The sequence below is a fragment of the Pseudoalteromonas sp. TP27 genome, assembly GCF_056470645.1.
This window is the reverse complement of record NZ_JARDAK010000027.1, coordinates 1-26566: the sequence shown is the minus strand read 5'-3', so window position 1 is coordinate 26566 and position 26566 is coordinate 1. Positions and strand designations below refer to the sequence as shown.

Sequence of the window (26566 nt, the reverse complement as noted above, 5' to 3'; positions counted from 1 at the left end):
TTATGCCAAAAAAAACGGTTAAGCGCCCTTCTTTATTTAAGTCATTTAAAGTCAGTTTATTTAATAAGTTATTAAAAAATAAACATTTAAAAAATTCAATTACGCTTGAACATAGAACAATTTATGTATTGCCGTCATCCCTTGGTTGGTACTTTGTTATTGTGGCTATTTTAAACTTTGTGATGGGTATTAATTATCAAAATAATTTAATTTTAATAATGTCCTACCTTATGTTTGTGGTAATAATTATTGCTGTGCTAATGGGTTACAGCAATGCCAAAGGCTTAACGGTTAAATTTAAAGATGCGTTTAATAGTTACTCACCTCAAAAGCCAAGTATTGTATTTGAATTACAAAGCCCCTCAGTTACCCAATCTATTAATTTAACGTATCAAGGTACTGAGCAAACTCAACAACATACTGATGAAGTGGATAGTAAAACGCAGCTACTCACACTTAACTTACCTTATAGTTCACGCGGTAAATATGCAGTACAACGCATTAAAATTGCGAGTAACTATCCGTTTGGTTTAATTACTGTTTGGAGCTACATTCAATTACAAACAGATGTTTTTGTATACCCGTCGCTTGAACAAGTACTTAGTGATACACATACCTCAATGCTTGACGAACAAGCTGATAAAGGGATATCAAAAGAATCGGGTAGCGAAGAGTTTGAGTCGTTAATCCCACATTTACCTGAGATGGGTTTACAAAGAATATCGTGGAAGCATTACGCTAAAACACAACAACTATTAGTCAAAGAGTTCGCCGATTTTAAAACCGCGAATGCCCTATTCGATTTTACATTGATGAATGGGGATACAGAACAACGTTTAAGTCAATTATGCTTTTTAGTATGTGAAGCAACCGAGCAAAACACGCCTTTTATGTTAAAGCTACCTGGTAAAACGATAAATACTAATACCGGGCAGCAGCATAAGCAGCAATGCTTAGAGTTATTATGTTCATTTAATGGTGGTGTTTAATGGGCATACTCAAAAACGAAAAAGTAATAAATTACTCATTGTGTTTTATATATGCATGTTTGATTGTATTTTTTATAGCGCATTTACCGTTGGTTTTTGTAGGCGTACTTGCACTTATTTGTGCATGGAATTTTTTCATAACACTGAGTAATAAACCAAAGCCAAATGCCTGGCTTGCAAACATACTCGCTGGTGTGTCGCTTGGTTTAATGCTCTACACCATAGGTATGTCCGATACGGTTATTTTATTTGTAGCTATGTTACTGCTTGCTAGTTTATTTAAGCTGCTGCAGGCTAAAACCAAAAAGCATTATCATGTAATTACAACGCTTACATTTTTTTCACTCTCATCGGTGTATTTATTTAACCAAAGTATTTTAACGACGTTAACTGTAAGTAGTTTATATATATTAAATTTTGCAGTACTTGGTCTACTTGAGTCAAAACATAATTTAAAAATAGCCTCAAAGCAAAGTGGTAAGTTACTGCTTTTAGCGCTTCCATTAGCTATATTTTTACTACTTTTTTTACCAAAAATGCCCGCTTTTTGGCAACTTCCTGGGCCAAAACTTGCAAAAACTGGGCTTTCTGAACAAGTCGATCCATTCGATATTGCAAAGCTTTCAAATTCAGATGAGCTGGTGTTTAGAGCTAAATTTAATGAAAGAAAACCTGTAGCGCCTTATTATTGGCGAGCAATAGTGCATGATGAATTTAATGGCAATGCGTGGCTAACGTCTGACTTTTTAAAATATAATAATTTAAAAAGTAATATTGAGAGTACAAATGACGAGCAACTTATTGCAAGCTACTCAATTATTACTGAGCCCGCTACGCAAAAATGGCTCTATGGTTTAGCGTATTCAAGCAGCAACTCACAAAATGTTGAAGGTAATTCACTCGGTTTATTACGAAAAAAAAGCCGCCAAGCTAAAAGCTTACAATACTATGTAAACAGCTTTAGTTTTTCAGCTTTACCACTTGGACAATTTGAAGAAAAACGCTACAAATATCTAGCTCATAAAGAAAATGTAAAAACATCATCACTTGCTAAAAACCTAAAGAAAAATACACACTCTGACCGTGAATTTTATAATAGCCTATTGCAATACTTTGTAAATAAAGGATTTACTTACACGCTAACCCCCACACCTATGAGTGGTGATAATACGATTGATCAATTTTTATTTGATAATAAACGAGGCTTTTGCGGCCATTACGCGAGTGCTGCGGCTTATATTTTTAGAACGGCTGGTATACCCGCTCGATTAGCCAGTGGCTATTTAGGTGGTGAACTAAATCAAGGAAATAATACGCTAACCGTTCGCCAGTACGATGCGCATGCATGGGTAGAAGTGTATTTAAAAAACGAAGGTTGGGTTATTTTTGATGCAACGGCTGTTGTTGCACCAGAGCGCTTAAATGGTTCACTTTCACAAAACGAAGAACTAAATACAGAGTTTAAAAGTAATCTAGATTTTGGATTAGTGAGCTTAAGTAATTTTCCGGGTATTAATTGGTTAAGACTAGAACTCGAGAATTTAGATTATCAATGGTCTAGCTGGGTACTTGGCTTTAATGAAGAAAAACAAAATGATTTTTTAAAATCTCTTTTTGGTAGTAAAAACATTTGGCTTGTTCCATTAATGGTATTACTCACTGCAGGTTTTTGTTTTGTTGGTTACTTTGTTTATTTGAACTTACCAAAGCGCCCAACTAAATTAGCGCCAATGGTAAAAGAGTTTAATGAAATACAAGCATGGGCAAAAAAACAGAAGTTTAATACGCCCGAGCATTCAACACCCAGCCAAAAATTACAGCTATATGCTGATCAAAAACCTCAAGCTGCTCAATCAATAAACACTTTTAGCCAATTATTTAACCAAGTACGCTATGGTAAAAAACCTTTTACTAAAGAGCGTAAAACTCAGGCTAAAGATCTGATAAAATTAATTAAAACATCCAAATGAGAATACTATGAATGCTGTTGTTATAGGCGTTATTTTAATGCTCGGGCTATCTTTGGCCCGCGTTAACGTCATTGTAGCTATGATTATAAGTGCTTTAGTTGCGGGTTTAACCGCAGGCCTGGGCATAAAAGAAAGTGTTGATGCATTTAATTCTGGCCTTTCTGCTGGCGCCGAAATTGCACTGAGCTACGCTATGCTCGGTGCATTTGCCGTTGCTATTTCTAAGTCGGGTTTAACACGCATACTTGCCGATAAATTACTTGCCAAAGTAAATGCAAAAGGCAGCGGTAATGAAACGTTTTTAAGCTACTTTATTTTATTGATTATTTTAGGCTGTGCGATTTCTTCTCAAAACTTAGTGCCTGTGCATATTGCCTTTATTCCAATTTTAATTCCTCCACTACTCGTTGTTTTTAATCAGTTAAGGTTAGACAGGCGTGCTATAGCGTGTATTTTAACATTTGGATTAGCAACCTCCTACATGGTGCTTCCTTATGGTTTTGGTGGTATTTACTTGTATTCTATTTTGCATAAAAATCTGGTCGATAACGGCTTAGACATTGTAAATACACAAGTCCCTATGGCGATGATAATTCCTGCATTAGGTATGTTTATTGGGTTACTTATTGCGGTATTTATTACCTATAAAAAACGCCGCGACTATACAGAACAACCATTAACAACTGTGAGTAAATCTGCTGATGTCGATAATCCTAAAAAAGTAATGATTGTAGGGCTATGTGCCGTACTTGCTTCGCTTGTTGCACAAAACTTAAGTGGCTCAATGATTTTAGGCGGCTTAGTAGGTGTAATGATATTTAGTGTATTTGGTGTAGTTAAATGGGAAGAAAACGGCGACGTATTTAGTAAAGGCGTTGCGATGATGGCCATGATTGGCTTTATTATGATATCGGCACAAGGCTTTGCGTCGGTTATGCAAGCAACCGGCGATGTAGAAAGTTTAGTACACAGTGGTGCTGCCCTTTTTGATGGTAATAAACCCTTGGCGGCCGGTGTTATTTTGTTAGTCGGGTTATTAATAACAATGGGAATTGGTAGTTCGTTTTCAACAGTGCCTATTATTGCTACTTTGTTTGTACCTTTGTGTTTAGACCTTGGCTTTTCTGTTATGGCTACCGCTGCACTTGTTGGTACTGCGGGTGCTTTAGGTGATGCAGGCTCTCCAGCTTCAGACTCAACGCTTGGACCAACATCGGGTTTAAATGCCGATGGCCAGCACGACCATATTAGAGACTCAGTTATCCCAACGTTTATTCACTTTAACATTCCACTGCTTATATTTGGCTGGATAGCAGCAATGGTGCTTTAAGCCGTATTCATGTAAGTATTAGTGAAATTAATTAAAGCTAAATATAACTATAAGGGTATGTTAAAAGCATGCCTTTTTTAGTTCTTATAATTCTCAATACCACACATTAACAATCCCCCCTACTTTGATTGCTCTATTAGTTAGTTTTAATTTTGATGTTGAGATTATACTTAACAAAAATATAGTATGATGTGTTCTTTTCGTGGTTTTATATAAGCACCAATTAAGGTGCTTATATCTTTATTCTATCTTGTATTTAAAGCTTTAAATTACTCAAAACCATAAATCATTTTATCGCAGACTACCGGTGTCGGTCTGTGATTATCATCGACTGCAACAAACGTAAAGCTGCCACTAATGGCTGAATGCTTATCGTCTTTATGCATTGTTTCAAGCAAAATATCTACATCAACTTTTAAGCTGGTATTACCTACATGCACGACTTTAGCGATTAATTCTGCAAAAGTTCCTGCTGGTATCGCTTCTTTAAAATCAACTCTATCTGAAGATATAGTTACCAAAGGCTTACGACAAAAACGAGTAGCTGCTATAAATGCAACTTCATCCATCCACGCCAGTGCATCACCACCAAATAACGTATTATGGTGGTTAGTACGCCCAGGGAACACTGTTTTAGTTACCGATGTGGTTGAGTCTTCAATACGCTGAGCAATTATTGCATCGCGGTTTACGTCTGTCATAATCTCTACTTTTTGTTTGCTAATGTATCTTGCATTAGTAATGCAGGATCAAGGCGTTCGCCTTTCCAGTTAAAGCGCCAATCTAGGTGAGGACCCGTTACACGCCCTGTTGCACCAATTTCAGCTACTTTATTACCTTGAACTATTTTGTCGCCCAGTTTTACATCAAGCTTACTTAAATGGATGTAAGTTGAAGTAATACCGTGCCCGTGATCAATAATTAATGTACCGCCTGAGTAGTATAAATCAGGCTCAGCAAATACCACTGTACCGCCAATAGGCGCGTAAACAGGTGAGCCTGTTTTATTAGCGATGTCTAAGCCAAAGTGCGGACGACGAGGCTCACCATTAAAATAGCGCTGACTACCGTAAACACCCGATATACGCCCTTCTGCAGGCTTTAAAACAGGGTCTAAAAAGTACAGTAAATCAGAGTCTACTTCACGTGCTTTACGTACAGCAACAGCTTCGCGGCTTATACGTGCACTGACTTCTTTTGCCGGTGAAACATATTTTTTAGCTACACCAGTAATTTTATCAATATCATATTCACGCTTGGTAATAGCTATCGGCTGAGAATGTGACTTGCCGCTGTTATCTACCCACTTTAAAGTATGGGTAGTGTCAGCATCACGACCAAAACCAAATACAAAATCACCACTAGATGAAAGTTTTAACTCTTTGCCATCTAAGCTTACCGATTTAGCATTTTCAAGCTTACCTGTAACCAAGCCACCTTGTGTTAAGTGCCCTTTTAACTCAAGTGCCATAGTACTAAGGCTAGTAGAGGCAATAAGTGCTGTTGCTAAAAGTGTTTTAAACATAGCTAATCGATCCTTTTCCTACCCCTTCGTAAGCGGTTACTTTTACTGCTTTTTCTGGATATTGGGCTTTAATTTGACCAGCTACATGTTCAGCAATACATTCTACGGTTGTATCTACTGGTAAAATGTCGCAACGAGATTCGCTAATAGCCATTTCAAAATAGCCTTGTGCCGATGTATAGGCAAAACATACGTCATCAGCTTTAGCTGTTATGTGTTTTAAATCACTGCCGCTAATTTGATCTTCACTAGTAGCTAAGTAAATATCTTCCCACTTTTGAGACCATTCTTTTTGCAAGCGCGGCATAGAAATGCCATCAAGGCTAATACCAATTTGAGAACGATGCCCATGAATAATGCGCTGGCAATTACCGTCATGTTTTTTAAGGCCATGACTGTAATGATAGTAAAAGCTTTGGCTGTGCTCAGGCTTAAGAGACAGCTCAATTTTTTCAATGTTATCTGGGAGTTTTGGTAAAATAGTCGCAATTAAAAATTCAGTAACCGATTCAACCGTTACTTCGTCTGCGTTAATCATACAATAAGCTTGATGAGGGGCGCTCATAGCTAAGTGGTTGTTTTCACCAAATGTGCAGTCGAGTGTTTTATGCTCGTCAAATTCAGATATAGTGCCATTAAGGCCCGTAGGAATTGCTAATCGGTGATCAATACACTCATCTATAATGCCTTTAATTTGCTTTTTAACTAAACCAAAGTCTAAAACCATAGACTCTTCGTTAAGTTTACCGTGCAAAGTTAAATCAACAATCCAGCTCTCGCCAACGGCGCCGCGTTTGTTACATAAGTAAGAAAAATCAATCACAGTTAGTGAGTTAACAAAAAGGATCATAAACTTCCTTTAGACTGGTTATAAGACAGCGCTAATTATAATGATTTCTGATTGTAATTGCGCGGTTTTATAGTGCAAAAACCAATCGCGTTGATTGATTGGTGATTTAATATGCAATATTTTGATTTTTTAACTGCTCCGAGTTGTTTAGCGTACAAGTGTACGCTAAAGTACTTGGCAATTTCTAAGCGAAGATAAGTGTTATGGAACCTAAAAATAGCTATACAAAAGAAGATTTGATCCTTTGTGGTCAAGGTGAAATGTTTGGTGAAGGCAACTGCCGTTTACCAAGTGACAACATGTTAATGATGGATCGCATTACTTCTATAACTGCTGATGGCGGAATACACGGTAAAGGCGAAATTGTTGCTGAGCTTGATATTGACCCTAGCCTTTGGTTTTTCGATTGTCATTTTAAAGGCGACCCAGTAATGCCAGGTTGTTTAGGCCTAGATGCTATGTGGCAACTAGTTGGCTTTTACTTAGGTTGGTCTGGTGGCCCAGGTCTTGGCCGTGCGCTGGGTGTGGGTGAAGTTAAATTTACTGGCCAAATTTTACCTACTAATAAAAAAGTAACTTACCGCCTTGTAATGAAACGCGTAATTAAACGTAAATTGTTTATGGGCGTTGCTGATGGCACTGTAGAAGTAGATGGCCGAGTAATCTACGAAGCAAAAGATTTAAAAGTGGGCTTATTTCAAGACACTAGCGCGTTTTAATTACTTAAACTGAATCCTTAAAAATTTAGTTTTAAAAGTTAACGCACAAACAAAAAGGCCTCCAATGTGGAGGCCTTTTTGCTTAAATTCGATTATTGATTTTAGGTTTTGTACATGTTGCGGTTTTCAATCGCCTCACGCCACCCTCCTAACCACTCTGATTTTGGATCTACTTGTTGATAAGGGCATAGCTCTTTTGAGCGACCTGCTAAACCTGCTTTAAAACCTTGAGAATGAGCTCTTTCTAAACGATCTCTTTTCTGTCTCTTCATCGGTAATATCCTCACCTTTTTATTTATATATTGTGTAGCATTAGTGAAATCTACATTTAATGAATAGTTAATAAAAATGTAAAATTCAAATCGTAAAAGCAATTAAATTGTTTGACTTTAACTAAGCTGCTGATGCAAAAATGAATTAACATTTAAAAAAGTAAGTGGTCATACAACATTTAATTTGACCGGTTTTATGCTAAATAAAATGCGACTCAATAATCGCTAAAATGTACTTAAGTACATAATTTACGACCTGTGCATTTTGACTAAGTTCCAAACAAAAATGTAATCGTGACACTTTTATTTCAGTTATTTTACTCACCCGATTTGCATTCTTTTTAAACGATTTAATATTATGCTTGATTATTTAAAGTCGATCGGTCTAATATAAGCTCATGAACAAAAATACATCAACATCAATACGCCGTGGTCGCCCACCTAAAATAGCCAGAGAGAACGCCGATACAAAAGCGTTACTTATTCGTACGGGCCTAGAAACCCTAACTGAGTTTGGCTTTAGCGCCACGGGGCTCGATACTATTTTAAAAAAAGCCGCTGTACCCAAAGGCTCTTTTTATCATTACTTTAAAAGTAAAGAAGCCTACGGCATAGCGCTAGTTGATGCATACGACAATTATTTCATTGCCAAGCTTACCCATTACTTACAGCAAGAAGATGTTCCCCCACTTGAGCGAATCGTTAATTTTACCCAAAGCGCCATTAAAGGGATGAAAAAATACGATTACAAACGTGGCTGTTTAGTCGGTAACTTAAACCAAGAACTTAACCATTTAAGTGAAGAATTTAAAACCAGATTAATGCAAAGCTACACCGCATGGCAAAACCATGTAGAAGTTTGCTTAAATCAAGCTAAGCAACAAGGCACTATTGCAAGCCATGTAAACACACAATTAATGAGTGAGTACTTTTGGATTGGTTGGGAAGGTGCTGTTATGCGCGCCAAGCTCACTAAATCAAATACCCCACTTACTTTGTATACAGAAATGTTTTTACGCGCATTATTAACCTAATGCGTTTTTATTTACCAATTAAAAGACGATCGGTCTAAAAGGATATCCCATGAGTAACCCAATTAAAGCCATTGTTATTAATAAAGAAGATAATAACTACAGCGCTTCATTATCTACTATCGAACATAGTGATTTACCAAACGAAAATGTATATATTGACATTCTATACAGCACACTTAACTATAAAGATGGTTTAGCAATTACTGGTAAAGGCTCCGTTGTACGGAGCTTTCCTATGGTGCCGGGTATAGATTTAGTGGGTACGGTTACACATTCCACCAGCGATGAATTTAAAGATGGCGATAACGTAATATTAAATGGCTTTGGTGTAGGCGAAAAACATTGGGGCGGCCTTGCTCAAAAATCAGCACTTAATAGCGATTGGTTAATCCCCTTGCCTGCGGGTATTTCACCTAAACAAGCTATGCAAATTGGTACAGCCGGTTATACCGCCATGCTAAGTGTGATAGCGCTTGAAAAACAAGGTATTACTCCAGAGTCTGGCGAAATACTAGTAACTGGTGCCAATGGCGGCGTGGGTAGCTTTGCTATTTATTTACTAAACCAACTTGGCTATAACGTAACGGCGGCAACAGGTCGATTAGATCAAAGTGAGTATTTAAAAGAGTTAGGCGCATCAAACATAATTGACAGAAGTGAGTTTTCAAACCCAGGTAAGCCTTTACAAAAAGAACGTTTCGCAGCAGCAATAGACTCTGTGGGTAGCCATACACTAGCAAATATTTGTGCTTCATTAAAATATGGAGGTGTAGTAACAGCCTGCGGACTTGCACAAGGTATGGATTTACCAGGGTCAGTTGCGCCATTTATATTACGTGGCATATCGTTAATGGGAATTGATAGCGTAATGCGCCCTAAAGCCGACAGAATTGAAGCATGGGATCGTTTAGCTAAATTAGTAAGCACTGATTATTTAGATAAAATTTCGACAGAAATTACGCTTGATCAAGTAATTGATAACGCAGAGCAACTTATGGAAGGTAAAATTCGTGGTCGTGTTGTAGTTAATTGTCAAAGTTAAGCTATTTACTCTGTTAAAGCCTCGTTATTAAATTTATAATGCAATTTGTATTTTAATAACGAGGCAACACCTATGAGCAACCAAGAACTTTTCAGTAATAACCCACTGCAAGGCGTAAAATTAGAACAAGTGGTTGAAGAGCTGGTTGAACAATACGGGTGGGAACTCTTACACGCTTATTTACAACTTAACTGCTTTAAAAATAATCCTGATGTTAAGTCTGCGGTTAAATTTTTACGTAAAACACAATGGGCACAAGAAAAAGTAGATAACTTTTACCTGTACCGTCTTAAAAACTTACCTAAGCCTGATGATGTGCAATACGAATTGCCGCCACGAGATCGCGTTATCCCAGCAGATCATAAACCTGGTGAGCCATGTGAACTTAGTTTTGTTGATGCTAAACGTATTATAGAGAAAAAAGAATCTAAGCAACGTGCTCGCGATCGTAAGCAACGTTCTAACTCAAGTAACCCTTGGGGTAACTAAAGCCACTTTTATATTGTTGTAGAGTTATTTATAAATAGCTCTACAGCTATCTCTCGTTCACTTCAATTGTTGCCCGCGCCCATATAATTCATAAGTAACTAATAAATGACTAATAGATAGATAACTAATATCCTCGATTTTTCCAAAAGTCTGTTTCAGTGCGCTCGGCCTCTAATGCCACATTAAATGTTTTATCAGCAATAATTTTACCATTAAGCTCAAGGGTCATTCGCCAATCACCTAGTTTATTTTCTATTGGCAGCCAAAGCGTATCGCCTAAGTAAAAATTCCAATCACTATCTTTTACGTATACATCACCTTCAAAAGGGTCCATTACATCACCGTTGCTGTCTGGAATATCAGGATGGTAAATACAATAATGAAGCTTTTCACCCCTACCTTTTTTAATATTAACGATTAAACCAAACTCAACATCTACCTCAGCTATTACATTTGTTGTAAATTGCTCTATTTGAGGTAACGCTTTACTTTCACTATCCCACTTTGAGTAAATGCCGTGGCTTTGCAATGTAACTACAGGTTTTAATTTAACCATTAAGATAGCCCTTCATATTGCTTAATTAGTGTTAACTTAACTTTTTGGAATCTAAGCCTGAATTAGAGGAATGGAGCACAATAACACAATCCAATTTTTTATATTTAAACAAGCTTAGGATTTTTAGGGAAGTAGTGCTCTTCTTGGTGCTCACATAAACTAAACTCACGCGTGTTTTTGTAAGGGAGTTTCATAAAACCAGCCACTCCTACATCGGTAATGTTTACCGCGTATTGCATAAGTTTATTAAGAAGGCGCTTAAACTCAACTTCTTTAGTCGAATCAAGTAATCGGTAGTAATGGTGAATTTTCATTCTGTCGGGCAGCGCTTCAAAAATAATACACCCCGTATGATGGATTTGGTTAAGCTCAAATACGCACTTAATAACTTTTTTAGGGAGCTGGAGTTGCTCATCAGGGTCTTTACCATCCTCAAAGTATGAATGCGGACGTGTTATTTCGTTTGCTTTCATGCTTACTACTTCGTACTCAAGCTCTGGTAGGCTATCAAACTTAAATGCCCCTGTGCCGTCTCGTTCTAGTTGAATGGTTTTACGGGCATCAAACAAACAACACTTAAATAACCCTTTTTGATTAATCGCTTGTGCTAGCATCACGGTGTTATTTATCGCATCACTAAACGCATCACCCAATGATTCGTCATGCATAATTAAAGACGACTCAACAAACAATGAGTCATCCCTCCAATGAAAACTAAGTCCACCTACTACCGGATACTTAGCTAATCGGCTTATTGATGCTAAAAATGCTTTTTCGGTATCGCCGGTATCAAATAAAAACTCTTTATAATAACGGTCAAGTTGAGCGTCGTTTATATCGAGTAATTGCTGGTTATGATCGGCTTGGCGTAAAAACTGTTTTCGTGAACTATATACAACTGTATCGGGCTGCTCGTCGCTGCCATACCAAAAAGGGATATCGGCTTTTTTTTGCTTTTTATCAAGCTCAGGTAAGTACGCTTTAGCCATAGACGTAATGTTACGCATAAAGTAATCGCCTGCACCATCACGTTGTGCCTTACTTTTAGAAAGCATGCCATCAATTACTTTAGCCAGCTCTTTAGGTAAGCCTAAGCTGCTTGCAGGAATAGCGTGTGCACCAAAGCGACACGACTGCGCCGACGCGAGCGCATATAACGTAGCGGCAACGCCTTGTTCGTCAAATCGTGGGGATGACTGCTCCCCCGACATTTGCGCTTCGCCAATAAAGTACACATCGCCCATACGCGCATTAGTGGTGCTTAAATCGCCCGACATTAAATCCATAAAGTTACTTGCTACGGGGTTACCAGTGCTATCAAGCTGTGCATATACAGAGCTGCCCCAATCAACTAACGAAAGCGCATTAGTGTTTGCATCCCAAACAAGGTTTGAAGGTTTTATATCGCCATGCACTATAGGTTGTGGGCTAACGCCATTTTTGTGGCTACGTAAATCAACCAACACATTACGCAACCTAACCGCGAGCGCCATTATTTGCGCCGCACTAAAGCGCCCTGTTTTAAGCGATACTTTTTCAAGATCCTCCCCTATGGCGCGTGCCATCATTAAAATGCCTTGTTTTTTAATACGCTCAAACGCATAAAAGGTAGGCACTAAGGGGTTATTAATTTGCGAAAGCATATACGCTTCGTCTTCTAGGCGGTCACGTATACTTTGGGCAAGTGTAATACGCGAAAATTTAAACACCCAAGGTAAGCCGTTATCGTCATCACCCGCAAACACAAAACCAAAAGCACCCGAGCCAATCATTTCAACGTTTTTATAGCCCAGCAGTGTTAACTGCTTAATACAAATATTAAGCCACTGACGGTGCTTTTTAGCATCGCGGTGCGAAAGCAAATAAACAGATTGCTCTTCGTTGATGTAAAAATTGCGGATTTCTTTGGCTTTCAATACGGGCTCTCTAGTGTGTTAGTTTTTATATAGTTACTTAATCCACTCGATTATTAGTTTTATGTAATGAGATTACAATAGCTTGCAGCCTAGTTTTTAAATTACACGTATTTACTCACATCTAAATAATTACAAATAACCAACAAATATTGCATCCAATAAATTATCTAAGCCGTATTTAAGTTAGCTGCACTTAATAACAAATACATAAGATAGGGATTTTAGTCATGAGAACATTAGCAATTTAAGCGCTAGGCACTTTGTATAGTGGTTATAGCTATGCAAACATAGAAAAATTAACCGTTTATGGCCACAGAGATGGGTTAATTGGTGAGTCAATCAGCACATCTAGCGGTATTATTGGTCAAGGTGAGATTCAGCAGCGCCGAAATGTTAGAACTAATTCCAGGTATGGCGGTCAGTTTAATCAGCAAGATAGCCGTCATATTTATGGCACAGATCTAAGCTATCAGTTCGAAACTAAAACCTTCGATATAAACATGCAACACACGGCAGGGATTGAACTTAGCCACGACGACATAGATGACGTAGGGTTTTATAACACGCAAGCAAGAGAGCGACTTAGTACTGTAAGGCAAGATGCCCTAAAGCAAACCAGCTACTCAAGCTTTTGGGGATCTAAGCTTCTACTTTCTCCAAAACTTGAAGCAACCGTGGGTGTGAGGTACGACTATTTTGATACAAACGTTACCAATAGAGCCTAGAACAGCGCGACTAACATTAAGTTTATTATTTTAGTGTTTATTGAGATTTACAGCGGCACTGTATATAAAAACAGTACCACTACAAAACATACTCTTAGCTAATAAGTAGTTTAGTAATTAATCCGATGTTTCAACAAGCAAGCTGATGTTACTCAACAATGCGAAGTTGATTTATTGAATTAACAGCAACATGTGTTTGATAGTAATATTTATTGGTTTTTCTGCCTTTACTTAAAAAATCGATAGTTACCCGCTTCGCTACACCTGTTACTTCAATTGTTTTATCTATAAAAAATGTTTCGGCTAATTGTCCGTATTTTTCTGTGAGTTTAGCAGCTACTTTTGAATCAATTGCAATTGTAATGGCACGTCGATCACGATAGTCATTTTCTGTATTTAAAAATACGTCACCGTACTGAGAGCCCGCAGTTTTAATATAAAACTTAAATGTACCGCTAACACCTTGTGGCGCGCTCTGCTCCGAAAGAGCTATTAAGTTCATATTTGCAGTAGTGCCTTCGCCAAGCGCCGATAATTGTGGTACAGAGCTGCAAGCACTAAGGGCCAGTACACTCAAAAGAGTAAGGTATTTCAAGATATAACATCCTTTTTTTATATGAAGATGTTAATAATAACATTTATTGGTTTATAGTTTCTATAACTGAAACAAACTAAACCCTAATTAGGGCTTAGTTATATCTTTATAAATACTAAGGCGCATTTCGCTGGGATGGGTTTGACTTAAAGCTTTTTAACATCTGCTCAGGATCTTCAACTTCACTTTGATTTTTAGCCGCTTGTGCCCACCAAATCAACTGCCCAAAAGTACGGTGAAAATAATTAAACCACGATGTTTGCTCTTGCCCAACTTGCACAGAACCATCGTCATTAAATACTTCTTGTGCTTTTGGTACGTGGATCATTGCTGATACAGGTAAGCAGCCAAGCTCTGATAAAAACGAGCGCATACTTATTGCAGCTCTTAATCCGCCCCATTGCCCAGCAGAATAAGTAACAATAGCACTGGGTTTGTACGAAAAGAGTGAGCTACCAAAGTGGTTAAGTAAGTCGCTCAGGGCTGGGCTCATACTATGGTTATACTCGGGGCTGACCATTACATAGCCATCAGCCGCTTTAATTTTGTCTGCTAAAGTATTGAGCATTGAAGGCGCTTTACCTTGTGCATATGAAAAATGAGGCTTAAACACTTTCTCGCTTGGGTAATCAAGTGCATCTATCAGTTCAAACTCATGATCTGAAAATTGCTCATTTAAACATTCAATGCAGGCTTTAGATACTCGCTCACCTAAGCGAGCAGGCCTAGGAGGTGTGCTATCTCGCACTGTCCCTAAAAACACTAAAATCTTCATATGTAATCCTTATATGTATTTGAATAACAGCTAAACACTAACATTTTTTAGTTATTGTGTATTACACATACGCATTTTTTATTGATTCTAAACACACAAATAATTAAATTTAAACTGCGCTTTAACTACCATCACACTGTTAAACGTTTTTATCGTGTGCTTATTTTTTGTTCTCCATACTTTTCGCACATTTTGCCAGTAGTATGCCACAGTATAAGTACACCAAAACCTATACTGAAAAGGATACAAGTAATGGGCTCAAAAAATTATAGCGCATGTGCAATTATTGTTACCGCAACAGTGTTAACTCTAAGTGGCTGCGATGACTCATCTACTACTAAAAATACCAAGCAAGTCAGTAGCTCCCTGAGTGAAGCACAAAAAGCGAATCAATCAATAAACCTATCTATGTTCAAAAAAGAGGCTTTTTTATCTGAGCCTAAAATTGTTGATTGTGAAACTCAACAAGGTACTAAAACCAAGTGTTATGAGTTAATTACATCAGGCGCACCTGCAGGTAGAGAGCCTGGCCCATTTTGCCCGCGCACAACAACCGATGGCGCGGATGTCTCTGGCAGTTGGTTTAGTAAAGAAGGTACTGGCGATTTAGTGGATTTAACTGGCCAATTTATCCTAAAGCTAGATGAATATTACGGCGATGAAAAGTGGGTACTCTACGACACTAAAAAAAATAAAATTAGATACACAGCCAATAAAGAATCCTGCTCTGGAGCTGCACGCCCAGATGTAGAGGAGCAATACAAACAAAATTGCATTGAGTGTGAGCTTTCATACCTAGAAGATAATTTTTCATTAACTTATTTAATTCCTGTTACACCTATTCCTGCAGCAGATTCAGGCCGATTAAGAACGGTTGGTATAGCATTAGACGGTACTGAGCTATCTGGGCCTGCTCCAATTGATGCTATTTTGGGTAGTTATACAATTGCCGCATTTGATGATTGTGGTGGGCATATCAACTTACACCAAGGGTATCACTATCATTCGACCACTGGCTGTACTGATTCTGCTGCTACAGAAGATGGCCACGCCCCCCTTATCGGTTACGCAATGGACGGTTACGGTATTTATGCTATGCGCGATGTAAACGGTAAAGAAGAGACACTTGATGAATGCCGAGGTAATACCGACGCTACCCGTGGTTATCATTACCATGCAGCAAGCCCTAGCGAGAACATGTTTATTGGTTGTCTACATGGCCAATCAGTAAGACCCGCAGGAGGACCACCGGGAGATCATCAAGGTCCACCGCCAAGCCATGATCCTGAAAAACATTAAAAGGGAGTTATTATGTTTATAAAAAGTAGTTGTTTAAGTTTGTTTGGTATGGCTTTACTTGCAGCACCTACATTTTTAAATGCGCATTCAGGGCCGGTAAATGGTGCTGCAGTTAAGGCCTGTGCAGATAAAATAAAATCTCAATCGTGTAAATACGAAGGTGGCCACAACGATTTATATATAGGTAGCTGCCAATATATGGCTGATGATTTAATGTGTGTACGAAACCAGCCAATTCAAAAAATTGATAAGGGAATTTCCACCCCTATAAAAAGCCATACTCACGAAAAAGAGAAAGCTGACTCAAAAAACCAACCTTAATAAACGATACAGATTATTAAAGTAACATTTTGAAAGGTAAATTCATTATAAGCAGCACAATTATTTTATTGTGCTGCTAACTATCGATATTGATAACTCACACCAGTACCACTCCCTAACACGTTTTTTAATACACGCTTTTTAATATTTGATCACCCACAAAGCGTTCAGCATTTTTATTAATTGCCATAGTGTAGCTAGGGCGTATACTTCAAGCTGCTTAATAACTCAATACGACACGTTAGCTGTAAGCCTTATAAAACGCCCACAATATTACTATGTATCTATTCTCCATATATTTAAGAATAATAAATTAATGATTTAAGTAAGCAATTAAACCAATTAATACAACATAAAAACAAAAACCTAATAAGAAGGTTAAATCCATTCTTCTAGCTTTACTCGCTTTATAAGATGCAAAGTCTTTAAACTCGCTTTTATACTGCCCAAACGTTACCACTTTTAATAGCAGCCACCCGGTCGAATAAAACAAAAAACTTAAACCAGTTTCAACTATTAGCCAAATAAAAATTTCAAATGCAATACTCATAATCTATGTCCATTACTTTGGTATGCAAAAACTATATCAACTAGTTATTTAAATTGCAGCCGATTAAGCTAACTAAGGTGTAACAGTAAATTTCGTTAAACCTATTAGTTGTCCTGACTCACTAATGACTTTAACTTGCCATTTACCTACCGCGTCAGCTGGAAAGTTTACCTTGTGAGTCCATGCTCTATAACCAAGTTCTCGCCCACCGTTTATATTTAATGTAATTCGATCAACCTCTTTTTTATTATGTATCCATACATGAAATATTTTTTCGTTTAAACCTCTTGGCGCTTTAACAGCCGTCCAACTATATAAACCTTGATGGTGTAGCGTATAAGAATCTAACTGCTGAATGCTCCCTACTGGCTTTTTATTTTGTAAATCAACCTCATGAGCTAACGTAATATCGGTTAATCGCAGTGCTGCAGGCGGCACGTAGCTTCTTAATTGCCAAATAGACGCGCTTAAGGCACATAAAATCACTACAAGAATAGGAAAACGCCACCAGCGTGCATTAGGCATTAAGTTATTTAAACTCGGTAGAGTAACCACTACAGCTGTTACAAGTGCAGCGGCTAAACTTTGGCTAGTAGTCAAATTTAATAAAATAGGCAGCGTAACAAGCAACACCACAAAAAGAGCAAAGTTATGAAAAACAGTAAATAAAGTGCGGTTTCTGGCAAGTTTTTTGTAATAAAATGGGTCGATTACCGATATAAGTGCACACAAAGTAATAAGGGAGGTAAAAACAGCTTGGGGATGATCCCACTGCGTAACCGCTAAAAAAAACGGTAAAGCAAAAAATAAGCTTTCTTGCTGCACCATTTGCAGAGCAAAACGCATAACATTAGGAGATACAGCCACACCAAACTTTTCTTCAACTTTGTCACGTAACCAGTTATCAATAATTAGCCATAGCCAACTAACAAGCAAAAATATGGCAATAAATTGCGAAAAAGACTCTTTTCTATCTACCAGTGCAAAGCTAGCAACACCCGACAAAAATGACATCACAGCCAATAATCCAGGCCGCTTTTGCATTGCGCTTATAAATTTAGCAATTATATTTTTACAGTAATCCATTTATGAGTGTTTCCGTACGGGTATGTACTTTATTATTTTTATTCAGAATACGATTAGTTTAACCAAGTTTAAATGAACAGCAGATAGATGGCTTAAAACTAGCTATTTAACAGTTGATTACAAAAACAGCGATTAAATAGCATCATCCTAAAAAGCAGGTTTTTTTTACTTATTTAAGCTCAGCGCAATTAAATAAAAGATCGGCATAGCGGTCCATTGGTACATTTATTAATTTTTGTAACGCGTGAGCTTTGGCCAGTAACTCATCTTGATTGAATGAAGGCATTGTATTATTAAAAGCAAAAACAATTTTATTGCCACCTTCAATTACAAAACTAAGAATTTTTCCTGCAAACTCTTTATCAAGCAGTTGGTCAAATACCTCTCTTTGCCCAACTTTGGTATGGCAAATATTAAGAACGAGTACACCATCAAAAGTGAGCGCATTTTTACAATCACGTAAGTATGATGATTGCACCTGGTCTGACTCCATCCCCTCTGAGCTATATAAATCAGAAAAAATCACGTCCGTTTTTATCTGCGTTTTTTTCATATAATTTGCCGCATTATCAATATGAATAAACAAACGTTTTGACACAGGAACTTCAAAATATTTTATAGCCATATCCGCAACGGCTTGACGATATTCAACGGTATGAATAGTCAGTGCAGGAAACGCATGATAAAGACTTTTTGCTATAGAGCCGGCCCCAAGTCCCATTATCATCGCGGTTTTTAAGTGCGGTATAAAAAAAAGCGCAGCCATCATAGCTTGCGTATAAGCTAAGCTTAACCCGTTAATATTATCTAATTTGATACAGCTTTGATAAATTTTCCCGTCAAAGCTGAGAATAAGATTCTTTTTTGTTTGATATACATAAACCGGGCCATGCTCATCAGTAACTGATGCAATACAAGTGCCTTTGATATCCACGAATACTCGATAGGTGAGGTGATGAAAAATAAGTATAACTTACTTAACGTACTGACATTGTTATTAATATGATTTATAGCGCTTTTATTAATACCTAAGTGCTATGCAGTTATTAAGAAGCCTGTTTACCTTTTAATACTAGACTAGCAGAAGTAGCTACTTTTATAGCTAACTTAAGCTTAAATAGTCATAACATTTACTATAAACAACGATGTAAAATGTTTAAAACTTATCTAATGCACTGTTTTAAAAATAAAAAACTCCTCTGAATATTCCTCATGATCAACATGAATAAAGTGCACCACCAACGCAAAGACGTCTAAACGGCTAAGCATCCATGCTATATTTATATCATTTTTCCCGTTTACCCCGCCAATTTACGCCAACTCACATCTAACAATAGTGATTAATGAATATGACTCATGTTTTATGTGAAATTAAACCGTTTTTCTTCATATACCAATCAACGTATAAATTACTCATCACTTAGCGCTAAACACTATTACTAACAACTTAAAGCCGCTGAATAACAAAACCAGCACAGTAAGTTGCAAGGCTAATAAAGCGCAGAGCATCAATCAGGTTTAAATTATAAAATTGGATATAAATACGATGAAAAAAGATTTTACATTTAATATTAAGAGCGTTTCACTCGACGAAAATTATCATCCATCAACTAATACGCGTATCACAACCAACTTTGCTAATTTAGCCAGAGGTGAATACCGCCAAGCAAACTTGCGTAACGCCTTAAACATGATTAACAACCGTTTTAATGCCCTAGCCCATTGGGATAACACCAAAGGTGAGCGTTATGCTGTTGAGCTTGAAATTGTCTCTGTTGAAATAGGGATTGAAGACGGCGGCGAAAGCTTCCCATCAATCGAAATATTAAAAACAAATATTGTTGATCATAAAACTAATAAGCGTATTGAAGGCATTGTAGGAAACAACTTTTCATCGTATGTGCGCGACTACGACTTTAGCGTACTCCTACAAGAGCACAATAAAGGCAAACCTCAATTTAGTATTCCTGATGACTTTGGGGTTTTACATGGCAAGCTATTTCAGTCATTCGTAAATTCGGATACATACAAACAAAACTTTAAAAAACCACCGGTTATATGCCTAAGTGTGTCAGATAACAAAACCTACAACCGCACTGAAAACCAACACCCGGTACTTGGCGTTGAATACGAGCCAAATGAATCGTCTTTAACTGAGCAATACTTCAAAAAAATGGGCTTGCAGGTACGTTACTTTATGCCATTAAATAGCGCCGCGCCTTTAGCATTGTTTTTCTTTGGTGATTTACTTAATGATTACAGCAATCTTGAGCTTATAAGCACCATTAGTACAATGGAAACGTTTCAAAAAATATACAGACCAGAGATTTATAATGCCAACGCAACAGCGGGTAAATCATATAAACCAAACTTAAAAAACTTGGATCACTCACTAACGCAAATTGTGTATGACCGAGAAGAGCGCGGTAAATTAGCAAATGAACAAGGCAAGTTTGCACAAGATCACTTTATCAAGCCGTACCAAACGGTTCTTGAGCAATTCTCTAGTAGCTATCTTTCATAACACTTGATAGTAACAACCAATAATAACGAAAAATAACGCGCTTAACGCTACGTTTAATAATTAACTAAAATATACGGCATTATTTATTATGAAAAAATTATTACCAACCTCTACCGCGGGCAGTTTACCTAAGCCTTTATGGCTTGCAGAGCCAGAAACTCTTTGGTCACCTTGGAAATTACAAGGTGATGAATTAACCCAAGGCAAACACGACGCCCTACGTTTGTCATTATTCGACCAGCAACAAGCAGGCATTGATATTGTTAGCGATGGCGAGCAAACAAGGCAGCATTTTGTAACTACATTTATAGAGCACCTAAATGGTGTTGACTTTGAAAAACGCAAAACAGTGAAAATTAGAGACCGATACGACGCAAGCGTACCAACCGTTGTGGGCCCTGTCAGCCGTCAAAAGTCTGTATTTGTTGAAGACGCTAAATTTTTACGCAAGCAAACCAAGCAACCAATAAAATGGGCATTGCCAGGCCCAATGACCATGATTGACACGCTTTACGATGACCATTATAAAAGCCGCGAAAAACTAGCGTGGGAATTTGCCATCATTCTCAATCAAGAAGCAAAAGAGCTAGAAGCCGCAGGCGTTGATATCATCCAATTTGATGAGCCCGCGTTTAACGTATTTTTTGATGAAGTAAACGACTGGGGAATCGCCTGTTTAGAGCGCGCAATTGAAGGGCTCAAATGCGAAACCGCCGTGCATATATGTTATGGCTACGGCATTAAGGCAAATACAGATTGGAAAAAAACACTAGGAAGTGAATGGCGACAGTACGAAGAAGCATTCCCTAAACTTCAGCAATCTAATATCGATATTATTTCACTAGAGTGCCATAACTCACATGTACCAATGGATTTGCTAGAACTCATTCGCGGTAAAAAAGTAATGGTAGGCGCAATTGATGTAGCAAACCATACTATCGAAACGCCAGAGGAAGTAGCTAATACGCTACGTAAAGCACTGCAATTTGTAGATGCAGACAAACTCTACCCGTGTACAAACTGCGGCATGGCTCCCCTACCTCACCATATAGCTAACGGCAAACTAAATGCCTTAAGTGCTGGGGCTGAAATTATAAGAAAAGAGTTATTAGAAAAGAATTATTAGATAAGAATTATTAGATAAGAGCTTGGAAAGTAGCTTTAAAATACAAACTGTAAACGATTACAGCTGGCGCATCATGCCATAGTAAAATCCATAAACATGGTGCGCTAGTTAAAATTGACTAAAGAACAAAAATTAGGTTAGATACTTAATTATTTTTTATTAAAAAGCTCTAGCCTGTTTTTTGAAAAATCGATAACAGCTTGGTATTGAATAAAAAAAGGAGAGCCTAATAAGCCATGCACGGTCTAAAACAGATGATCCAGCGGCAGTATCTAAAATAAAACGTAACGATTTACCATTAATTTTAGCTTCAACAATTTGGTGACCTGTTTGTGATATTTCAAATTCAATTATGGTTTTGTTCTCAAATAAATTCATATACGTTCCTTGTTATAAAGTTTTTAAAATCTTACTTACTATTTTCAGCTTCCCACAATTAATAGCCAAATTTTACTAGTCGCCCACCTCAGGACGTTTTGTTATATGTACATTAATTCAAGACTATTTCAGGGTGCTCTTTAATCCCGTACATTTTTTCCATTATTTTTAAGTAAAAATCTAAAGAGGGCATATTCATTTCTTTACGCCGCATATCTACATTAGTTTCATCTTCTATAGGGCTAAACACAACTTTACCTTCTCTCACGTCAGCTTGAGTACCATAGATTTGTTTCTTTCCTTGTGCAATAAGAACTCTATCAGTTAAAAGAGCAACTTGTTGTCCGCTAACACCTTCGCCATTCAAATATGATTGCTTTAAATAAGGAAGCATTTTTACTTTAAATGCAACATCAGGTGAATGCTGGATGACTAAAAATGCTGCTCCAACTCCTTTAACTCCGACTAAGTCCTTTGTTACCCAATGATGCTTTTTAATGATAGCTTTAAGTTTTCCTGTATTACTTTCATCTATTTTCATCATTTTTTCTAGGAGTGCTTTAGGCGGGCTATGCCACCCAGCTTCTCCTATTTTGTTTCGAATATGTTGATCTTCAATTTCCATTTCAATTAGTTCTTTTTGCAGAGGAAGGTTAATTTCGGCAAAAGAATGAAGAGGTATTATCAACAGTAAAAATAGGTAACGCATCAACTAAACTCTCCTTGTACATATAACGAGCCTTTAGATTAACTCGCTTTTTTATTTATTTTTATTGATAAACAAACCATAGCTGAGTTCCTATTTTGGTTCAATCGATTACCGTACTTTTACACGGTGTATAAAAAAGAGTTTAGTGTTGTTTAAGTTGGCTTTTTGGACGGAATTACAGGCGTTTTACTACAATGTACGAGGAAAGAGCGCAGCCAACTGCTTTAAATCCGCTTAAGCAACTTGTTTTATTTATCCGAACCATTGTTTTAATGTTTCTTTTGCCTTTGTTGCATGCTCACTTTTGATATAAGCAGCTATAGTCGCGATTGCTGCAACTATAACACCAAGATCATCAGAATAACCTATGGTAGGTGTAATATCCGGGATCGCGTCTATTGGCGAAATAAAATACCCAAGACCCCCATAAACTGTAGTTTTAGCCCAAGTTGGTGTGTCTGAATCTTGAGCTGAGTAATATAACTTTAGTACGGGTTCTAGGGCTGTTCCTCCTGCAACCTTTGCTAAGTTTTTAGTTTTATCCCAAAAACTATTTTTGCTAAACTCTTTTTCAAATTTATTATCTGACAATTTTAATTACTCCATTTATGATTCAAAACACCTATCACTTAATCACTTGATTTTGTGTGTTTTAGGCTGTCCTAATCATCAGCAATCAAATTTAGAGAATGCTCTTTTATAGTCTAAATTCTTGAGCCAAGCCTGGTCAGTTTACTTTTATCATCTGATATGGCGTTGATTATATAAATAAAATGGACACACTGATCAATATACCTTTCAGTTAGTGACCAATACATAGGTACCATTCCTATTATGGCAAAGCGTAATGCTAGTAAGCCTTGGTTTTCAGGAACAAAACTGAACAAAGCAGTCACTTTAGTTGAATCAAACCGTGCCACTAAATGTACCATTCAGGTTTAGAATTCATCTTTTATTGCTGGGTTACTTTTATTTCATCCATTAAATAAGTCATTACCATTCTTAAACCTAAATTACACGCATGAAAATAACTGCATAAGGCAGTTGTGATTTATTACTGAATAGTTTTACTGAGTAGGTTAAGTTTTATGCAAGTAGCTTTTCGCAGTTGCTAATATTTGATCGCCGTTTCCGCTTTAAATTTTCACAGTAACTTACTTGTGAAGTAGGCCTGCCTACTGCACCATGAAATACGCGCATAAATTGTGTGGTAAAGCAAAATTTAGGATGGGTGTTACTGTTAATTATTTATTAGCCATAAATTAGCAGAGTGGGCGTTAAATAATAATATTAAATTACGATTTATTCAATCAGGTAACCCGCAACAAAATGCTTATGTAGAGCGATTTAATCGTATGGTTAGGTATGACTGGCTAAGTCATTATATTTACAGTGATATTAGTGAGTTACAAGATAAAGCTACCGATTGGTTAAGGACTTATAATAATGAACGCCCTAACATGGGCATAGGTGGCATAACACCCATACAAAAACTGGAAAAGTTAAACAACGGAAATCCTACAGATAGCCTCCATTAAAAATGGGAGGATTACGATCCCTTTTTATACCTTTCGTAGATTCAGCTGTATGGCTAAATAGCAGTTTGCGATCATCTATTAACTAAATACAGACAGCGATTTACTATAAATATGAGCTGCGTATCGTTGTGTAAACCTGACTTTCTTAGTACTTTACATACTTCAAGATTAAACCACTTTTGAGCCAATATTTGGCAAAATATATTGGTGTAATATTACTAAAAGGAAATTTTAATATGCAAACTGACTTGGTATCAGAACAGTTTAAACAGCAAGGCTTTGTATTAATAAAACAATTAATTGAACCTAATACAATTGCTAAACTTAAAAATTATTCTCAATACTTAGATGATGAGGCAAAGTCACACTATTTTTTAGAGCAATCACTCGATAATATTGCCATCATCCAAAATGCGGATACCCCACATATATCGCGCATCAATTCACTTTTTCTATTTGAACCTCAATTCGCTTGCTTATTAGCACATACTAAACTCATGAATTACGTTGAGGCTTTAATTGGTGAACCCGCTTTACCGACCTACGAATCAATTGTAATTAAGCATTCACAAGATACACACGGTTTTGATTGGCACCGTGATATGCCCGTAAGCTCGCAAATACCAATTATAACTGTAGGTATATATTTAGATGACGCAAAAGCAGAACATGGGGCTTTAAAGGTGATCCCTCGTTCTCATTGTAGCTCATTAAGTGTGTGCGATATAAAACGCCAGTTAACAAATTCGGAGTTAAAGAGCTTAGATGTTACAGCCTGTGCAGGAGACGTAATAATACATCATGTAAGTACAGTTCATTCATCAGGAAGGCAGGAAACCCAAGCAATACGCAGAACTATATACTTTGAATTTAGGGCTTTATCGCACCTTATCAATAATCCGATATTTCCAAATGAATGGATTGAAAAGCGCAAAGCACTGATAAAGAACATACAAACACTCAGCGCAAAACACCTTCAACATGATATACAGCTACCCAGTGATTTTTATGAAACGCAAATACAAATGGAGGCGGCAGAATATTGTATCGAGTTTACCAAATAAGTACTCTGTTTATATTTGCGCATTTATGGTGCGTGGGGAACACCACACACCATAGGCTCTGTCTTGTTTAAATACCAAACGTCTGCTGCAAATTAAACCACTAAAATTATTGTCACTTGTTTTTATTAAACGTGATTAAATAACAGGTCAGCATAACGTGTCATTGGTACATTTATTATTCTTTGTAACGCGATTGCTTTATCAAATTAAACAGCGATTAAACACCGATTAAACAGGACAGCAACAGGACGATTAAACAGGACAGCCACTCTAATTATACAAATAGTATTATGTCATTAAATTTACTTTTTTGACCAAGAATTCACCTGTTTTTATATTGTTATTCACAAAGCACACATTAAATAAGTCATTATCACTCTTAAACCTAAATTAGGCGCATGAAAATAACTGCATAAGGCAGTTATGATTTATTACTGAGTAGTTTTACTGAGTAGGTTAAGCTTTATGCAAGTAGCTTTTCGCAGTTGCTAATATTTGAGCGCCGTTTACGCTTTAAATTTTCACTGTAACTTGCTTGTGAAGCAGGCCTACCTACTGCACCATGGAATACGCGTGTAAATTGTGTGGTGAGTTTTAACCAGTTTTCAGGGGAAATATTAACCCTTTCGAGTAAGGGTAAGTGTGTACATTCAATATACCCACGTTTATCTTCTCGTATACAACGCCCTGTTAATTCAACAAGTTCAAGGTACGATTTAAGCTCAAACGGCAGCCCTTTAGGCATAATCTGACGTGGCATACCTGCAAAGCGGAGTAACTGTTTAGGTTGTTTACCTTCTGCCGCACATGTTAAGCGCTTTTGTACGCTGGTATGGTCTGACTCTTCTGGTGTGTTAGCCATTTTAGCTCTAATGGGATTTAAATCGACATAGGCCATACAGGCTGCAAGTGCGGCTTCATCTAGTAATGCTTGCGATTTGAATCTTCCCTCCCAGAACCTCCCTGTGCAGTTATCTTCTTTATTTGCTCTGCGCGCAATATCTTCATTTAGTAACCGCATAAACCAACTGATACTTGCTAGGCGTTCACGGTATTGTTTAACCGTTTGATTGAAAAAGATGAGTTCAACTTTACTTAGCTTTTCACCTTGTACATATTTTTGCGTTAGCAATGTGCCTTTACAGAGTTTATGCCAGCGAATAACAATCGCTTTATCATTTAGT

At 37.2% G+C, this 26566-nt stretch carries 28 protein-coding genes and 2 pseudogenes; 14 read left to right on the top strand and 16 right to left on the bottom strand.

Annotated features, from left to right (window positions below):
• Positions 1-2 precede the first annotated feature (2 nt).
• The 3 genes from PX700_RS20045 to PX700_RS20035 are packed head-to-tail and all read left to right on the top strand — an operon-like array spanning position 3 to position 4289.
• The gene (locus PX700_RS20045) at positions 3-989 is read left to right on the top strand and encodes a DUF58 domain-containing protein (protein ID WP_479521714.1); all 987 of its coding nucleotides are present in this window, start codon (positions 3-5) and stop codon (positions 987-989) included.
• Positions 989-2959: a transglutaminase TgpA family protein gene (locus PX700_RS20040; RefSeq protein WP_479521713.1), complete on the top strand. Its 1971-nt coding sequence runs from the start codon at positions 989-991 to the stop codon at positions 2957-2959. Before PX700_RS20045 ends, PX700_RS20040 begins: the two co-directional genes overlap by 1 nt.
• A gap of 7 nt (positions 2960-2966) precedes the next feature.
• Positions 2967-4289 (top strand): Na+/H+ antiporter family protein, encoded by a 1323-nt coding sequence (locus tag PX700_RS20035; RefSeq protein ID WP_479521712.1) that lies wholly within the window; start codon positions 2967-2969, stop codon positions 4287-4289.
• Between the two features lie 269 nt (positions 4290-4558).
• Here the strand turns inward: PX700_RS20035 and PX700_RS20030 are convergent, their stop codons facing one another.
• Genes PX700_RS20030 through PX700_RS20020 form a run of 3 tightly spaced genes read right to left on the bottom strand, consistent with a single transcriptional unit; the run spans position 4559 to position 6664 of the window.
• A complete protein-coding gene (locus PX700_RS20030; RefSeq protein ID WP_415636070.1) occupies positions 4559-4990 on the bottom strand; it encodes an acyl-CoA thioesterase in 432 nt (143 codons plus the stop codon).
• A 5-nt stretch (positions 4991-4995) separates the two neighbouring features.
• Positions 4996-5814, bottom strand: coding sequence for a M23 family metallopeptidase (locus PX700_RS20025; protein WP_479521711.1), 819 nt, complete (start codon positions 5812-5814; stop codon positions 4996-4998).
• Positions 5807-6664 (bottom strand): 6-carboxytetrahydropterin synthase, encoded by an 858-nt coding sequence (locus PX700_RS20020; protein ID WP_479521710.1) that lies wholly within the window; start codon positions 6662-6664, stop codon positions 5807-5809. Before PX700_RS20020 ends, PX700_RS20025 begins: the two co-directional genes overlap by 8 nt.
• 203 nt (positions 6665-6867) lie before the next feature.
• Between PX700_RS20020 and fabA the strand changes: the two genes are divergently transcribed.
• Positions 6868-7383 (top strand): bifunctional 3-hydroxydecanoyl-ACP dehydratase/trans-2-decenoyl-ACP isomerase, encoded by a 516-nt coding sequence (fabA, locus tag PX700_RS20015; protein ID WP_007582756.1) that lies wholly within the window; start codon positions 6868-6870, stop codon positions 7381-7383.
• Between the two features lie 101 nt (positions 7384-7484).
• On the opposite strand, the gene rmf is transcribed toward fabA, so the two are convergent.
• Positions 7485-7655: a ribosome modulation factor gene (gene rmf, locus PX700_RS20010; protein WP_002960897.1), complete on the bottom strand. Its 171-nt coding sequence runs from the start codon at positions 7653-7655 to the stop codon at positions 7485-7487.
• A gap of 398 nt (positions 7656-8053) precedes the next feature.
• Here rmf and acuR point away from each other — a divergent pair, with 398 nt between their 5' ends.
• The 3 genes from acuR to PX700_RS19995 all read left to right on the top strand — a co-directional run bounded on the left by acuR (position 8054) and on the right by PX700_RS19995 (position 10220).
• Positions 8054-8689: an acrylate utilization transcriptional regulator AcuR gene (gene acuR / locus PX700_RS20005; RefSeq protein ID WP_479521709.1), complete on the top strand. Its 636-nt coding sequence runs from the start codon at positions 8054-8056 to the stop codon at positions 8687-8689.
• 49 nt (positions 8690-8738) lie between these two features.
• Positions 8739-9731 carry an acrylyl-CoA reductase (NADPH) gene (gene acuI / locus PX700_RS20000; RefSeq protein ID WP_479521708.1) on the top strand — a complete coding sequence of 331 codons (993 nt, stop codon included), beginning with the start codon at positions 8739-8741 and terminating at the stop codon, positions 9729-9731.
• Positions 9732-9803: 72 nt separating this feature from the next.
• Positions 9804-10220, top strand: coding sequence for a VF530 family protein (locus PX700_RS19995; RefSeq protein ID WP_008169409.1), 417 nt, complete (start codon positions 9804-9806; stop codon positions 10218-10220).
• A 124-nt stretch (positions 10221-10344) separates the two neighbouring features.
• Here the strand turns inward: PX700_RS19995 and PX700_RS19990 are convergent, their stop codons facing one another.
• Together PX700_RS19990 and PX700_RS19985 are read right to left on the bottom strand one after the other, a co-directional pair.
• The gene (locus PX700_RS19990) at positions 10345-10776 is read right to left on the bottom strand and encodes a DUF3859 domain-containing protein (protein ID WP_479521707.1); all 432 of its coding nucleotides are present in this window, start codon (positions 10774-10776) and stop codon (positions 10345-10347) included.
• Between the two features lie 104 nt (positions 10777-10880).
• Positions 10881-12692, bottom strand: a complete 1812-nt coding sequence (locus tag PX700_RS19985) for a protein kinase domain-containing protein (protein WP_479521706.1) — start codon at positions 12690-12692, stop codon at positions 10881-10883.
• A gap of 260 nt (positions 12693-12952) precedes the next feature.
• Between PX700_RS19985 and PX700_RS19980 the strand changes: the two genes are divergently transcribed.
• Positions 12953-13417, top strand: a complete 465-nt coding sequence (locus PX700_RS19980) for a hypothetical protein (RefSeq protein WP_479521705.1) — start codon at positions 12953-12955, stop codon at positions 13415-13417.
• A 148-nt stretch (positions 13418-13565) separates the two neighbouring features.
• On the opposite strand, the gene PX700_RS19975 is transcribed toward PX700_RS19980, so the two are convergent.
• Entirely contained in the window at positions 13566-14012 is a 447-nt protein-coding gene (locus tag PX700_RS19975; RefSeq protein WP_479521704.1) for a hypothetical protein, read from the bottom strand.
• A 115-nt stretch (positions 14013-14127) separates the two neighbouring features.
• A complete protein-coding gene (locus tag PX700_RS19970) occupies positions 14128-14787 on the bottom strand; it encodes an NADPH-dependent FMN reductase (protein ID WP_479521703.1) in 660 nt (219 codons plus the stop codon).
• Positions 14788-15039: 252 nt separating this feature from the next.
• On the opposite strand from PX700_RS19970, the gene PX700_RS19965 reads away from it, so the two are divergent.
• Complete coding sequence (locus PX700_RS19965) at positions 15040-16086, top strand: YHYH protein (RefSeq protein WP_479521702.1); 1047 nt, start codon at positions 15040-15042, stop codon at positions 16084-16086.
• 12 nt (positions 16087-16098) lie between these two features.
• Positions 16099-16407: a hypothetical protein gene (locus PX700_RS19960; protein WP_479521701.1), complete on the top strand. Its 309-nt coding sequence runs from the start codon at positions 16099-16101 to the stop codon at positions 16405-16407.
• Positions 16408-16720: 313 nt separating this feature from the next.
• On the opposite strand, the gene PX700_RS19955 is transcribed toward PX700_RS19960, so the two are convergent.
• The 3 genes from PX700_RS19955 to PX700_RS19945 form a co-directional block, all read right to left on the bottom strand.
• Positions 16721-16957 (bottom strand): hypothetical protein, encoded by a 237-nt coding sequence (locus PX700_RS19955; RefSeq protein ID WP_479521700.1) that lies wholly within the window; start codon positions 16955-16957, stop codon positions 16721-16723.
• Positions 16958-17029: 72 nt separating this feature from the next.
• The gene (locus tag PX700_RS19950; protein WP_479521699.1) at positions 17030-18043 is read right to left on the bottom strand and encodes a DUF5924 family protein; all 1014 of its coding nucleotides are present in this window, start codon (positions 18041-18043) and stop codon (positions 17030-17032) included.
• 169 nt (positions 18044-18212) lie between these two features.
• Positions 18213-18977, bottom strand: coding sequence for a spermidine synthase (locus PX700_RS19945; protein ID WP_479521698.1), 765 nt, complete (start codon positions 18975-18977; stop codon positions 18213-18215).
• A gap of 612 nt (positions 18978-19589) precedes the next feature.
• Here PX700_RS19945 and PX700_RS19940 point away from each other — a divergent pair.
• Positions 19590-20567: a DUF1852 domain-containing protein gene (locus PX700_RS19940; protein ID WP_479521697.1), complete on the top strand. Its 978-nt coding sequence runs from the start codon at positions 19590-19592 to the stop codon at positions 20565-20567.
• Between the two features lie 88 nt (positions 20568-20655).
• Positions 20656-21693, top strand: a complete 1038-nt coding sequence (locus PX700_RS19935; protein WP_479521695.1) for a methionine synthase — start codon at positions 20656-20658, stop codon at positions 21691-21693.
• Between the two features lie 159 nt (positions 21694-21852).
• On the opposite strand, the gene PX700_RS19930 is transcribed toward PX700_RS19935, so the two are convergent.
• The 4 genes and pseudogenes from PX700_RS19930 to PX700_RS19915 form a co-directional block, all read right to left on the bottom strand.
• Positions 21853-22071 carry an aspartyl protease family protein gene (locus PX700_RS19930; RefSeq protein WP_479521694.1) on the bottom strand — a complete coding sequence of 73 codons (219 nt, stop codon included), beginning with the start codon at positions 22069-22071 and terminating at the stop codon, positions 21853-21855.
• 112 nt (positions 22072-22183) lie between these two features.
• Complete coding sequence (locus PX700_RS19925; RefSeq protein WP_479521693.1) at positions 22184-22780, bottom strand: DUF6624 domain-containing protein; 597 nt, start codon at positions 22778-22780, stop codon at positions 22184-22186.
• A gap of 252 nt (positions 22781-23032) precedes the next feature.
• Positions 23033-23371 (bottom strand): YkvA family protein, encoded by a 339-nt coding sequence (locus tag PX700_RS19920; RefSeq protein ID WP_479521692.1) that lies wholly within the window; start codon positions 23369-23371, stop codon positions 23033-23035.
• Positions 23372-23866: 495 nt separating this feature from the next.
• Positions 23867-23992, bottom strand: a pseudogene (locus tag PX700_RS19915) (transposase); the annotation flags it as partial.
• Between the two features lie 35 nt (positions 23993-24027).
• Between PX700_RS19915 and PX700_RS19910 the strand changes: the two are divergent.
• Together PX700_RS19910 and PX700_RS19905 are read left to right on the top strand one after the other, a co-directional pair.
• Positions 24028-24318 (top strand): annotated as a pseudogene (locus PX700_RS19910) (integrase core domain-containing protein); the annotation flags it as partial.
• Positions 24319-24554: 236 nt separating this feature from the next.
• Complete coding sequence (locus tag PX700_RS19905) at positions 24555-25382, top strand: phytanoyl-CoA dioxygenase family protein (protein ID WP_479521691.1); 828 nt, start codon at positions 24555-24557, stop codon at positions 25380-25382.
• 463 nt (positions 25383-25845) lie between these two features.
• On the opposite strand, the gene PX700_RS19900 is transcribed toward PX700_RS19905, so the two are convergent.
• On the bottom strand, positions 25846-26566 hold a 721-nt coding region (locus tag PX700_RS19900; RefSeq protein WP_479521690.1), incomplete at its 5' end, for a transposase.

Coding starts and splice junctions, on each gene's coding strand:
- acuR (WP_479521709.1), top strand. CDS start 8,054: ATGAACAAAAATACATCAACATCAATACGCCGTGGTCGCCCACCTAAA.
- rmf (WP_002960897.1), bottom strand. CDS start 7,655: ATGAAGAGACAGAAAAGAGATCGTTTAGAAAGAGCTCATTCTCAAGGT.
- PX700_RS19990 (WP_479521707.1), bottom strand. CDS start 10,776: ATGGTTAAATTAAAACCTGTAGTTACATTGCAAAGCCACGGCATTTAC.
- PX700_RS19925 (WP_479521693.1), bottom strand. CDS start 22,780: ATGCGTTACCTATTTTTACTGTTGATAATACCTCTTCATTCTTTTGCC.
- PX700_RS19940 (WP_479521697.1), top strand. CDS start 19,590: ATGAAAAAAGATTTTACATTTAATATTAAGAGCGTTTCACTCGACGAA.
- PX700_RS19995 (WP_008169409.1), top strand. CDS start 9,804: ATGAGCAACCAAGAACTTTTCAGTAATAACCCACTGCAAGGCGTAAAA.
- PX700_RS19905 (WP_479521691.1), top strand. CDS start 24,555: ATGCAAACTGACTTGGTATCAGAACAGTTTAAACAGCAAGGCTTTGTA.
- PX700_RS20030 (WP_415636070.1), bottom strand. CDS start 4,990: ATGACAGACGTAAACCGCGATGCAATAATTGCTCAGCGTATTGAAGAC.
- PX700_RS20020 (WP_479521710.1), bottom strand. CDS start 6,664: ATGATCCTTTTTGTTAACTCACTAACTGTGATTGATTTTTCTTACTTA.
- fabA (WP_007582756.1), top strand. CDS start 6,868: ATGGAACCTAAAAATAGCTATACAAAAGAAGATTTGATCCTTTGTGGT.
- PX700_RS19965 (WP_479521702.1), top strand. CDS start 15,040: ATGGGCTCAAAAAATTATAGCGCATGTGCAATTATTGTTACCGCAACA.
- PX700_RS20045 (WP_479521714.1), top strand. CDS start 3: ATGCCAAAAAAAACGGTTAAGCGCCCTTCTTTATTTAAGTCATTTAAA.
- PX700_RS19935 (WP_479521695.1), top strand. CDS start 20,656: ATGAAAAAATTATTACCAACCTCTACCGCGGGCAGTTTACCTAAGCCT.
- PX700_RS20035 (WP_479521712.1), top strand. CDS start 2,967: ATGAATGCTGTTGTTATAGGCGTTATTTTAATGCTCGGGCTATCTTTG.
- PX700_RS19950 (WP_479521699.1), bottom strand. CDS start 18,043: ATGGATTACTGTAAAAATATAATTGCTAAATTTATAAGCGCAATGCAA.
- PX700_RS19960 (WP_479521701.1), top strand. CDS start 16,099: ATGTTTATAAAAAGTAGTTGTTTAAGTTTGTTTGGTATGGCTTTACTT.
- PX700_RS20040 (WP_479521713.1), top strand. CDS start 989: ATGGGCATACTCAAAAACGAAAAAGTAATAAATTACTCATTGTGTTTT.
- PX700_RS19955 (WP_479521700.1), bottom strand. CDS start 16,957: ATGAGTATTGCATTTGAAATTTTTATTTGGCTAATAGTTGAAACTGGT.
- PX700_RS20025 (WP_479521711.1), bottom strand. CDS start 5,814: ATGTTTAAAACACTTTTAGCAACAGCACTTATTGCCTCTACTAGCCTT.
- PX700_RS19930 (WP_479521694.1), bottom strand. CDS start 22,071: ATGAATTTATTTGAGAACAAAACCATAATTGAATTTGAAATATCACAA.
- acuI (WP_479521708.1), top strand. CDS start 8,739: ATGAGTAACCCAATTAAAGCCATTGTTATTAATAAAGAAGATAATAAC.
- PX700_RS19970 (WP_479521703.1), bottom strand. CDS start 14,787: ATGAAGATTTTAGTGTTTTTAGGGACAGTGCGAGATAGCACACCTCCT.